The sequence below is a fragment of the Nocardioides ultimimeridianus genome, assembly GCF_054777895.1.
On the sequence record NZ_BAAHAB010000004.1, the window covers coordinates 268,358 to 279,653 of the forward strand.

General features: G+C 71.3%; 11 protein-coding genes. 3 read left to right on the forward strand and 8 right to left on the reverse strand.

The window, feature by feature from the left end; all coding sequences use genetic code 11:
- Window position 1: 1 nt before the first annotated feature.
- Genes pgl through tkt form a run of 4 tightly spaced genes read right to left on the reverse strand, consistent with a single transcriptional unit; the run spans window position 2 to window position 5,669 of the window.
- Window positions 2-733 (reverse strand): 6-phosphogluconolactonase, encoded by a 732-nt coding sequence (gene pgl / locus ACYU8V_RS03660; protein WP_460845232.1) that lies wholly within the window; start codon window positions 731-733, stop codon window positions 2-4.
- A complete protein-coding gene (pgi, locus tag ACYU8V_RS03665) occupies window positions 733-2,403 on the reverse strand; it encodes a glucose-6-phosphate isomerase (protein WP_460845234.1) in 1,671 nt (556 codons plus the stop codon). Before pgi ends, pgl begins: the two co-directional genes overlap by 1 nt.
- The gene (tal, locus tag ACYU8V_RS03670) at window positions 2,400-3,506 is read right to left on the reverse strand and encodes a transaldolase (protein WP_460845235.1); all 1,107 of its coding nucleotides are present in this window, start codon (window positions 3,504-3,506) and stop codon (window positions 2,400-2,402) included. Before tal ends, pgi begins: the two co-directional genes overlap by 4 nt.
- 42 nt (window positions 3,507-3,548) lie before the next feature.
- Entirely contained in the window at window positions 3,549-5,669 is a 2,121-nt protein-coding gene (tkt, locus tag ACYU8V_RS03675) for a transketolase (RefSeq protein WP_460845236.1), read from the reverse strand.
- 196 nt (window positions 5,670-5,865) lie between these two features.
- On the opposite strand from tkt, the gene ACYU8V_RS03680 reads away from it, so the two are divergent.
- Entirely contained in the window at window positions 5,866-6,810 is a 945-nt protein-coding gene (locus ACYU8V_RS03680; protein ID WP_460845670.1) for a heme o synthase, read from the forward strand.
- A 62-nt stretch (window positions 6,811-6,872) separates the two neighbouring features.
- Here the strand turns inward: ACYU8V_RS03680 and ACYU8V_RS03685 are convergent, their stop codons facing one another.
- The 4 genes from ACYU8V_RS03685 to ACYU8V_RS03700 form a co-directional block, all read right to left on the reverse strand.
- Complete coding sequence (locus ACYU8V_RS03685; RefSeq protein WP_460845238.1) at window positions 6,873-7,781, reverse strand: endonuclease domain-containing protein; 909 nt, start codon at window positions 7,779-7,781, stop codon at window positions 6,873-6,875.
- A 200-nt stretch (window positions 7,782-7,981) separates the two neighbouring features.
- Complete coding sequence (locus ACYU8V_RS03690; RefSeq protein WP_460845240.1) at window positions 7,982-8,830, reverse strand: COX15/CtaA family protein; 849 nt, start codon at window positions 8,828-8,830, stop codon at window positions 7,982-7,984.
- The gene (locus tag ACYU8V_RS03695) at window positions 8,821-9,591 is read right to left on the reverse strand and encodes an ABC transporter permease (RefSeq protein WP_460845241.1); all 771 of its coding nucleotides are present in this window, start codon (window positions 9,589-9,591) and stop codon (window positions 8,821-8,823) included. The genes ACYU8V_RS03690 and ACYU8V_RS03695 overlap by 10 nt, the downstream gene beginning before the upstream one ends.
- Entirely contained in the window at window positions 9,584-10,450 is an 867-nt protein-coding gene (locus ACYU8V_RS03700; protein WP_460845242.1) for an ABC transporter ATP-binding protein, read from the reverse strand. The genes ACYU8V_RS03695 and ACYU8V_RS03700 overlap by 8 nt, the downstream gene beginning before the upstream one ends.
- A gap of 43 nt (window positions 10,451-10,493) precedes the next feature.
- Between ACYU8V_RS03700 and ACYU8V_RS03705 the strand changes: the two genes are divergently transcribed.
- Together ACYU8V_RS03705 and ACYU8V_RS03710 are read left to right on the forward strand one after the other, a co-directional pair.
- Window positions 10,494-10,859 (forward strand): hypothetical protein, encoded by a 366-nt coding sequence (locus ACYU8V_RS03705; protein WP_460845243.1) that lies wholly within the window; start codon window positions 10,494-10,496, stop codon window positions 10,857-10,859.
- Window positions 10,852-11,268, forward strand: a complete 417-nt coding sequence (locus ACYU8V_RS03710) for a hypothetical protein (protein ID WP_460845245.1) — start codon at window positions 10,852-10,854, stop codon at window positions 11,266-11,268. Before ACYU8V_RS03705 ends, ACYU8V_RS03710 begins: the two co-directional genes overlap by 8 nt.
- The last annotated feature ends 28 nt before the right edge of the window (window positions 11,269-11,296 follow it).

An 11,296-nucleotide genomic window follows, 5' to 3' on the forward strand; every position in this document is an offset into this window, starting at 1 on the left:
GTCAGATCTGCGAGGCGGCTGCCTGGTCCAGGAACCAGATCGTCTCGGTGGTCCCCTGGACCCCGCGGGCCGGCGTCTCGGTGACCGAGCCCTCGTCGGCCAGGGCGTGCCGCACGGCCTCCGCCTTGCCCCCGCCGCTGACCATGAACCACACCGAGGCGGAGTGGCCGAGCGCGGGGAAGGTCAGCGACATCCGCAACGGCGGCGGCTTGGGGGAGCCGGTGACGCCCACGGTGATGCCCTCGGCCGTGAGCTGCGGGAAGCCCGGGAACAGCGACGCGATGTGGCCGTCGGGACCGACGCCGAGCATGGTCACCAGGAACTCGTGCGCGGACGACTGGCGCAGCTCGTCGCCGTAGGTCCGCGCGGCCTCGTCGACGGACTCCGACGACGACGGCGTGGGATATTCGTGGATCCGGTCCTCGGGCACACCCAGCGGGCCGAGGAACGCCGCGCGCGCTGCGGTCGAGAGCCGGTCGGGGGAGTCGAGCTCGACGTACCTCTCGTCGCCCCACCAGAAGTCGACGACATTCCAGTCCACGCCGGAGTCCGCGCCGAGGCGGGCGATCTCGCGGTGCACGGCGTCCGCGATGCTGCCGCCGGTCAGGCACACGGCCGGGACCACACCCGCCGCCTGGGCGTCGGCGAGCCGGCTGACCAGCTCACCTGCGATCGTCGTGGCGAGGGCACCGGCGTCGGGGTGCACCTCGATCCGGGGGGTCGTGCTGTCCATCAGGAGCTCCGGTGCTGCTGGTAGTAGTCGATGAGTGCCTGCGTCGACGCGTCCTGCTTGCCCAGCGCCGTGCGGTCACCGCCGACCGCGGGCGCGATCTGCAGCGCGAGCTGCTTGCCGAGCTCGACGCCCCACTGGTCGAAGCTGTCGATGCCCCAGATCGCGCCCTCGGTGAAGGTGATGTGCTCGTAGAGCGCGATCAGCTGCCCGAGGACCGACGGGGTGAGGGCCGGCGCCATGATCGAGGTCGTCGGCCGGTTGCCGGGGAAGACCCGGGCCGCGACGATCTTCTCCGGCGTACCCTCCGCGCGGACCTCGTCGGGCGTCTTCCCGAAGGCGAGCGCCTGGGTCTGCGCGAAGAAGTTGGACAGGAACAGCTCGTGCACGTCGGTGTCGCCGTCGCGCAGCGCGTAGGCGGGCGTGGCGAACGCGATGAAGTCGGCCGGCACCAGGTCGGTGCCCTGGTGCAGGAGCTGGTAGAACGCGTGCTGTCCGTTGGTGCCCGGCTCGCCCCAGAACACCTCGCCGGTCTTGGACGTCACCGGCGAACCGTCCCAGCGCACCGACTTGCCGTTGGACTCCATCGTGAGCTGCTGGAGGTACGCCGGGAACCGGTGCAGCAGCTGCGCGTAGGGGAGCACCGCGTGGGTGCCCGCGCCGAGGAAGTTGCGGTACCAGACGTTCAGCAGGCCCATCAGCGCCGGCACGTTGCGCTCGATCGGGGCCGTGCGGAAGTGCTCGTCCATCAGGTGCATGCCGCCGAGGAACTCGGCGAACCGGTCGTGCCCGATCGCGATCGCCAGCGAGGTGCCGATCGTGGAGTCCACCGAGTAGCGCCCGCCCACCCAGTCCCAGAACCCGAACGCGTTGGCCGGGTCGATGCCGAACTCGGCGACCTTGTCGAGCGCCGTCGACACGGCGACGAAGTGCCGCGACACCGCCACGTTGTCCTCGCCGTCGAACATCCCCCGCGCGCGGAGGTTGCTCAGCAGCCAGGCCCGGCACAGCCGCGCGTTGGTGAGCGTCTCGAGGGTGCTGAAGGTCTTGCTGGAGACGATGAACAGCGTGGTCGCCGGGTCCAGGTCGGCGAGCTTGCGCGCCGCGTCGGTCGGGTCGATGTTGCTGATGAACCGGCACTCCAGGTCACCGTGGCGGTACGCCGCCAGGGCCTCGTAGGCCATCACCGGGCCGAGGTCGGAGCCGCCGATGCCGATGTTGACGACCGTCTTGATCCGGCGGCCGGTCACGCCCTTCCACTCGCCGGAGCGGATCTGGGACGCGAACGCGTACATGTGCTCGAGCGCGGCATGCACGTCGTCCACGACGTTCTTGCCGTTGACGACCAGGGTCGCGTCGGCGGGCAGCCGCAGGGCGGTGTGCAGGACCGAGCGGTTCTCGGTGACGTTGATCCGCTCGCCGCGGAACATCGCGTCACGCCGCTCGACCAGGCCGACCGCGCCCGCGAGCTCCACGAGCGTGCCGAGGATGTCGTGGGTGACCAGGCCCTTGGACAGGTCGACATGGAGGTCGCCCGCGTCGAGCGTCATCCGCTCGACGCGCTCCGGGTCCTCCGCGAACCAGCCGCGCAGGTCCGGGCGGAAGCCGTCGGCGTACCCGCGCAACGCCTGCCAGGGGGCCGTCGTCGTGGCGTCGACGGGCGGCTGGCTCACGAGGCGGCGCCGTCCATCTGGCCCTTGACCGTCTCGACGAGCTCGGTCCAGGAGCCCTTGAACTTGTCGACGCCCTCGGTCTCGAGGACCCGGAACACGTCCGGGAGGTCCACGCCCAGGGCGGCGATGCCGTCGAAGACGTCCTGCGCCTGGGCCGCACGGCCGCTGACGACGTCGCCCTCGACCTCGCCGTGGTCGGCGAAGGCCTGCATGGTCTTCTCCGGCATGGTGTTCACGGTGTCGGCGACGACCAGGTCGGCGACGTACATGGTGTCGGGGTAGTCAGGGTTCTTGACGCCCGTGGACGCCCACAGCGGGCGTTGCGGGTGGGCACCCTGCGCGGCGAGGGCCTGCCAGCGCTCGGAGGCGGAGACCTCCTCGAAGGCGGCGTAGGCCAGGATCGCGTTGGCGACGGCGGCCTTGCCACGCGCGGCGAGGGCCTCGTCCGTGCCGATCTTCTCGAGCCGGGCGTCGATCTCGGTGTCCACGCGGGAGACGAAGAAGGACGCGACCGACTGGATGGTGGAGAGGTCGATGCCCTTGGCCGCGGCCTGCTCCAGCCCGGTCAGGTAGGCGTCCATCACCGCGCGGTGGCGCTCGACGGAGAAGATCAGGGTGACGTTGACCGAGATCCCCTCCGCGATGACGGCCGTGATCGCCGGGAGGCCCTCGAGGGTCGCGGGGATCTTGATCAGCGCGTTCGGGCGGTCCACCGCTGCCCAGAGCGCCTTGGCCGAGGCGATGGTCGCGTCGGTGTCGTTGGCCAGGGTCGGCTCGACCTCGATCGAGACGCGGCCGTCGGCCTTCGTGGCGGCCGCGACCGGCGCGAGGATGTCGCACGCGTTGCGGACGTCCTCGGTGGTGAGCGCGAAGATCACCTCGTCGACGTTCTTGCCGGCGGCGACGAGCTCGCGGACCTGCGCGTCGTACCGCTGGCCGTTGGAGATCGCCCCGGCGAAGATCGTCGGGTTGGTCGTCACGCCGACGACCGAGCTGTTGCTGACGAGGTCGGCGAGGTTGCCGGTCTCGATGCGCTCACGGGACAGGTCGTCCAGCCAGATGGACACGCCCGCGGCGCTCAGGGCCTTGAGCCGGTCACTCATCAGATCCTCCGTTGTCTCGGTTGCCATCCACGGTACGTCGGGCTACTTGCCGAAGTCGTTGGCGACGTTGATGCTGTCGCGGGCCGCCGCCGCCACCGCCTCGGGGGTGAACCCGAACTCGCGGAACAGCGTGGCCGCGTCCGCGCTCGCGCCCCAGTGGTCGATGCTGACGATCCGGCCGCAGTCGCCGACGTACTCGCGCCAGCCCTGCTTCACGCCCGCCTCCACCGACACCCGCGCCTTGACGATCGGCGGGATGACGGTGTCGCGGTAGGCCTGGGTCTGCGCCTCGAACCACTCCACGCACGGCATCGACACGACCCGGGCGTTGATGCCCTCGGCCTTGAGCTGCTCGCGCGCGGTCACGGCGAGCTGGACCTCGGAGCCGGTGGCGATGAGCACGACGTCGGGCTCGCCGCCGTCGGCGTCGATGAGGACGTAGCCGCCCTTGGCGACGTTCTCGGTGGTCGCGAAGCCCTCGGTCCCGCGGGGGAACGTGGGCAGGTTCTGCCGGCTCAGGATGAGCGCGGCCGGCCGGTCGGTGTGGGCCAGTACGGCGCCCCACGCGGCCGAGGTCTCGTTGGCGTCGGCGGGCCGGACCACGTCGAGGCCGGGCATCGCCCGCAGCGCGGCGACGTGCTCGATCGGCTGGTGGGTCGGGCCGTCCTCGCCGAGACCGATGGAGTCGTGGGTCCACACGTGGATGACGGGGGCGCCCATCAGGGCACCGACCCGGACCGCGCCCCGCATGTAGTCGGAGAACTGCAGGAAGGTGCCGCCGAAGACACGCGTGCCGCCGTGCAGCGCGATGCCGTTCATGATCGCGCCCATGCCGTGCTCGCGGATGCCGAAGTGCAGCACCCGGCCGTGCAGCGGGTCGCCCTTCCACTCGCCGGTCGAGCGGTCGGCGGGGATGAACGACGGCGCGCCCTTGATGGTGGTGTTGTTGGAGCCGGCGAGGTCCGCCGACCCGCCCCACAGCTCGGGCATGACCGGTGCGATCGCGTTGATGACCTGGCCGGAGGCCGCGCGGGTCGCGATGCCCTTCGGGTCGGCGTCGAAGACCGGGAGCGCGTCCGCGAGCCCCTCGGGCAGCGCGCGCTCCTTCATCCGATGGAGGAGCTTGTCGGCCTCGGGGTTGGCGGCCGACCACTCGGCGTACTTCGCGTCCCACTCGGCGCCGAACTGCTTGCCGCGCTCGACCAGGCCGCGCGTGTGGGCGAGGACCTCCGGCGGGACCTCGAAGGTCTGGTCGGGGTCGAAGCCGAGCACCTTCTTGGTCGCGGCGACCTCGTCGGCGCCCAGCGCGCTGCCGTGCGCGGCCTCGGTGTTCTGGGCGTGCGGGGCGGGCCAGGCGATGACCGTGTGCAGCACGATCAGCGACGGCTTGTCGGTGACCTCGCCGGCCTTGACGATCGCGTCGTAGAGGGCGGGCACGTCCTCGTGGTAGTCGCCGCCGTCGTACGCCTTGCCGTTGTCGGTCCAGTCCACGACCTGCACGTGCCAGCCGTAGGCCTCGTAGCGCTTGGCGACGTCCTCGTTGAACGCGACGTCGGTGTCGCCCTCGATCGAGATGCGGTTGCAGTCGTAGATCAGGGTCAGGTTGCCGAGCTCCTGGGTGCCGGCGATCGAGGAGGCCTCGCTGGAGACGCCCTCCTCCAGGTCGCCGTCGGAGCAGAGGGCGTAGATGTGGTGGTCGAACAGCGACTCGCCGGCCGGCGCGTCCGGGTCGAGCAGCCCGCGCTCGCGGCGGGCGGCCATCGCCATGCCGACCGCGTTCGCGACGCCCTGGCCGAGCGGGCCGGTGGTGACCTCGACGCCGGCGGTGTGCCCGTACTCCGGGTGGCCGGGGGTCTTGCTGCCCCAGGTCCGCAGCGCCTTGATGTCGGAGAGCTCGAGGCCGAAGCCGCCGAGGTAGAGCTGGTTGTAGAGCGTGATGGAGCTGTGGCCGCACGAGAGCACGAACCGGTCGCGGCCGATCCAGCTCGGATCGGCCGGGTCGTGGCGCATCACCTTCTGGAACAGCAGGTACGCCGCCGGCGCCAGACTCATCGCCGTCCCCGGATGGCCGTTCCCGACCTTCTGCACGGCATCCATCGCCAGCACTCGGGCGGTGTCGACCGCCCGCTTGTCGAGGTCGGTCCAGTCCAGCTTCGCGCTCATGACTACGACCCTATCCAGGCGACCGGAGCGAGCGACAGAGCGGGCGAGGAACGAGCCCGGCTCTGGCCGCGAGCGAGGGAGCAAGCCGCGAAGCGGCACCGGCGTGGGGAACCCAACAGGGCCTCGAAGGCTGAACGAGCGATGAACACGGCTACACTCGCTCGCTGTGACCGCAGTCGATCCAGCGCGCCCCGATCTGGGCGACCGCAGGCTCGTCCGTGGAGTCAACGGCGCGGTCGCCACCGGCGAGCGGGCCGGGCTGCGCGACATCGTGATGGCGTACGTCGGCCTCACCAAGCCGCGCGTCATCGAGCTGCTGCTCCTGACCACCGTGCCGGTGATGTTCTTCGCGGCCCGCGGGGTGCCCTCGCTCGGGCTCGTCGTCGCCACCGTCATCGGCGGCACGCTGTCGGCCGGCTCGGCGTCGGTGTTCAACTGCGTCTACGACCGCGACATCGACGAGCAGATGCGTCGTACCCGTCGCCGGGCGCTGCCGCGACACATCGTGACGCCGGGCTCCGCGCTGCTCTTCGGGGCCGTGCTCGGGGTGCTGTCGACCGTCGTGCTCGCGCTGTGGGTGAACCCGCTCTCGGCGGTCCTCTCGGTCGGCGCCAACGCGTTCTACGTCTTCGTCTACACGATGCTGCTCAAGCGCCGGACCACCCAGAACATCGTCTGGGGCGGGATCGCGGGCTGCTTCCCGGCCCTCATCGGCTGGACCGCGGTCACCGACCGGCTCGACTGGGCCCCGATCGTGCTGTTCCTGGTCGTCTTCTTCTGGACGCCGCCGCACACCTGGGCCCTCGCCCTGCGCTACCGCGAGGACTACGCCAACGTCGACGTGCCGATGCTGCCGGTGGTCCGCTCCGCGCGGAACGTCGCCTGGCAGATCGTGGCCTACTCGTGGGTGATGGTCGCGGTCTCGCTGGCGCTGTGGCCGATCGCCCACACCGGCTGGTTCTACCCCGCGGCCGCCGGGGTGCTGGGCGCCGCCTTCCTGGTCCAGGCCCACCGGATGCTGGCGCGGACCAGTGGCACCGAGGATCTCTCGCGGATCCAGCCGATGCACCTGTTCCACAGCAGCAACCTCTACCTCTCGCTGCTCTTCGTCGCCGTCGCGATCGACCCCCTCATCCGCTGACCCGAGACCCGGGCTCTGGCGCCTCGAGACCCGGGCTCTGGCGCCGCGAGACCCGGATGGCGTCACCAGCGAAGGTTCGTCGGACGGTCCGCGAGTGCCTGGCGCACCCGACCGAGCCAGCTGTCGACCCGAAGTCCGGTGAAGTCCCCGGCCCGGACCACGATGACGGTCCACCCGGCGTCACGGAGCCAGGTGAGACGCTCGTGGTCGTGCACCGCCTGCTGCGGATCGAGGTGGTGCGCTCCGTCGTACTCGACGGCGACCCGGTGGTGGGGATAGGCGAAGTCCAGGCGGTACGTCGGACGCCCACCGACCTCGATCCAGTACTGCGGGACCGGTCGCGGGAGGCCTGAGCGGCAGATCTCGAGCCAAACCCAGGACTCGCGGGTCGATTCGAGCCGCGCGTCGACGTACGGGACGAGCTGGCGCAGCTGCCGCACACCTCGGCGCCCGCGGAACCGAGGCAGCTCGACCGACAGCGCGGCTGCGTCCACGCCGTGGTCGCGGGCGAACCCGTTCATGCACGCCATCGCGTCGCGGCTGTGCAGCCGGCAGCCGAGGTCGAGCGCCGTCCGCAGCGGGGTCGTGACCCGGACTCCGCCGAGGACCATGACGTCTGCTGCGGCCAGGGTGCGCGTTCCGGCCGCGATGCCCACGCGCTCGGTGGGGTGGTTGCCCCGCAGGGCGCACGTCTCGACGGGAGGCAGCACCGCCGTCTCGGCGTAGACGTAGCTGTCGATGCCGTGGAGGTAGGCGGCCGTGCGATCGACGGCCACGTGGCCCGGGTCGATCACCAGCGTGGCCGCAGCGACACGCAGATCGATCGTGTCGGCGGTGGTGGCGGCGACGTACACGTCGGTCAGCACGCGTCGGACCGCGCCATCGGTGACCAACGATCGCAGGCGGTGGCGCGTCAGGCCGTGCTGCTCGGCCATCTGCTGCGTGAACGGGCCGATGGGTAGTTGCTCCATGGACCAACGGTCGGGTGCCGGCGTCGCCGTCGCGATCCCTGTGGATGAGGACTGTGGATGACTGCCGTCGCACCGACGCTTGTGGACCGATTCCGGTCCCGGCCGGGACGCGTGGGGCTCGAGACGGGTGTCGGACGACCAGAACCCCGGTCTGGGCGAGCCAGAAGGCGGGTTTGGGCGAGCCAGAAGGCGGGTTTCGGCTAGGTGGTGGAGCGCCGGGGCGTGTCCAGCAGCACCCAGGTGGAGGCGGCCATCACGAGCGTCGCGCCGAGCATGTGGACGGCGACGAGTGCGATGGGGAGGTGGGTGAAGTACTGGACGAAGCCGATCGCACCGTTGACGACGACGGCGGCCAGCAGGGCGGAGGTCGCCCTCGTGCGGCGTACGACGACCAGGGCGATCGTGAGACCGCAGAGCAGGAAGACCGCGTCCGCGTGGAGCTGGGCGGTCTGCAGCGCGGAGAGCCCGTTGCGCTTCACGTGCTCGTCGCCCGCGTGCGGACCGGCGCCGGTGACCACCGTGCCCAACGTGATCACCAGGAACGTCGCGGCGAACTGCGCCACGGCGAGGAGGTCCGGGCGCGGGAGTGCCTCGTAGAGACTGATCACGAGCGCCGCGGAGGCGGCGATCATGATCATCGAGACGATGAGGTGTGCCGAGACGATCCACGGGTTGAGCTCGATGCGTACCGTGATGCCACCGAGGACCGCCTGAGCGGCGACCCCCGCCAGGATCCACAGGGCGTAGCGCCGCTGGGCCATCCGCCAGACCGCGATGAGCGCGGCCAGGACGGCGATGGTGATGATCGGGGTCACCATGCGGTTGCTGAACTCGATCGCCTTGTGGATGCTGATCGAGCCGTGCGGGACGAGCGAGCCGGACTGGCACTGCGGCCAGGTGGGGCAGCCGAGTCCCGAGCCGGTCAGGCGCACCAGGCCACCGGTGACCACGATGGCCATGTTCACGACGAGGGTCGCCCACGCAGCGGCGCGCGCGTGGCGCTCCAGCCTCGTCTGCACGCCGCCGACCAGGTTGTGGATCACTCCCACTTGAACGTCCTCGCAGTCAGGGTGGAGCCCACGATCGCCCAGACCAGGAGCACGGCCAGCTCGGACCAGGCCACCCGGCCGTCCCAGAAGGCGCGCCGCATGGCCTCGCCGATGGCGCCGGAGGGCAGGAAGCGGGCGACGTGCCCGTAGCCGCCGTACGTCGACGCGGGCAGTACGACGGCGCCGCCGGCCATCAGCAGCAGGTAGATCAGGTTGGCGGCGGCGAGGGTGGCCTCCGCGCGCAGCACACCGGCCACGAACAGCCCCAGCGACGCGAAGGCCGCCGTGCCGAGCACCGCCGTCAGCAGGAAGCCCGCGACGCCCGCGAGGCACACGGTCGGCGACCATCCGAGCGCGAGCCCGACCCCGCCGATCACCACGATCTGGAGGATCTCGACCATGACGAGCGCGAGCACCTTGCCGGCCAGCAGCCCGAGCCGCGGCAGGGGAGAGGCGCCGAGGCGCTTGATCACGCCGTAGCGCCGCTCGAAGCCGGTCGCGATCGCGAGCGAGGTGAAGGCCGTCGACATGATCGCGAGCGCGAGCACGCCGGGGGTGAAGATGTCCACCAGCGGGCGGGACTCGTGCAGCTTGAGCCGCGCCCCACCGGTGACGCCGCCGACCAGCACGATCACCGGGATCACCACGGCGATCAGCAGCTGCTCGCCGTTGCGCAGCATCAGCCGCGACTCCATGGACGCCTGGGCCAGGACCTGCCGCCGCAGCGGCGCCGCGCCGGGGCGCGGGGTGAAGTCACTCATGCGTCCCCTCCCGCAGCGCCCGCCCGGTGAGCTCCAGGAAGACGTCCTCGAGCGTGCGGGAGGCGAAGCTCATCGACTCCAGCCCGACACCGTGCTCGGCGCTCCAGGCGTCGACCGCCGAGCGCAGCGCGGCCTCGGCAGGTGCTCCCAGCTCGCGGTCGACGACCATGCGCACGGTGGCGGAGGTCCCGCGGGTGAGCTCCTCGACGGTCCCGGACGCCACGAGCCGGCCGCGGTCGATGATGTGCACCTGGTCGGCGAGCCGCTCGGCCTCCTCCAGGTAGTGCGTGGTGAGGACGACGGTCACGCCCGAGGCTCGCAGCTCGGTCAACAGCTCCCAGGTCGTACGCCGGGCGGCCGGGTCCATGCCCGCCGTCGGCTCGTCGACGAAGACCAGCTCGGGGCGCCCGACCAGCGCCATCGCCAGCCCGAGCCGCTGTTGCTGGCCCCCGGAGAGCCGGCGGTACGGCGTACGCCCGCACTCGTGCAGCGAGAGCCGTTCGACCAGCTCGTCCACCGGCAGCGGGTGGGCGTGCAGCCGGGCGACGTGCCGCAGCATCTCGACGGCCTTGACGCCCGACCAGGCACCCTGGCCCTGCAGCATCACACCGATGCGGGGGAGCAGGTCGCGCCGCTCGTGGACGGGATCCAGGCCGAGCACCCGCACGGAGCCGCCGTGAGGGCGGCGGTAGCCCTCGCAGGTCTCGAGGGTCGTGGTCTTCCCGGCGCCGTTGGGCCCGAGGACCGCGGTGATCGTGCCGGTCTCCACGGCGAGGGAGAGGCCGTCGACGGCGGTCTTGTCGCCGTACCTCATCACCAGGCCGTCGACCACCACGGCGGGAGAGGAGCTAGCAGGCACCCGGGGAGTCTAGGGTGCGCCTCCCAGCCCTAACCTTGGGCCCGTGAACCCCGTGGTCTCCGGCGTGATCCTCGCCATCTGTGCGGTCGCCGCCGTCATCGCGCTGGTGCACATCACGCGGGACCGACCGGTCGAGGACGGCATGTTCGTGATCCTCGCCGTGCTCGAGACCGCCCTGCTCGTCCAGCTGGTCTGGGGCGCGATCGCGTTCGGTACGACGGACCGCGCGGTCTCCGGGATCCTGTTCTTCTCCTACCTGGTCGGCGTGTGCCTCGCCGCGCCGATCGGGGCCTTCTGGTCGCTCGCCGAGCGCACCCGCGCCGGGACGGCCGTGCTCCTGGTCGCCGTCCTCACCGTCGCCGCCCTGCAGGCGCGCCTGTGGTCGATCTGGCACGGGGCCCATGCCTGAGCAGTCCCGCAGCCACCACGCGATGCGCAGCGGGTGGGGCCGCGCCCTGATCTTCCTGTACGGCGTGTTCGTGGTCGCCGCCGTCGGCCGCTCCAGCGTCCAGATCGCCACGGACTTCGGCTCCGCCCCGGTCGGCTACCTCCTCTCCGCCCTCGCCGCGGTCCTGTACGTCGTCGCCACGGCCTGTCTCCTGGTCGGCACGCGGACCGCGTGGCGGGTCGCGTCGGTCTCGGTCGTCATCGAGGCGGTCGGCGTCCTGGGCGTCGGCGCGCTGAGCTACGCGGTCTCGGGCCTGGGGGAGACGCAGACGATCTGGTCGCACTTCGGGCAGGGCTACGGATTCGTCCCGCTGGTGCTTCCCTTCCTCGGCATCGCCTGGCTGCGGGCAACTAAGGCTGACCTTGCTTGAAGCCCGGGAAGCATTAACGCCACACTTG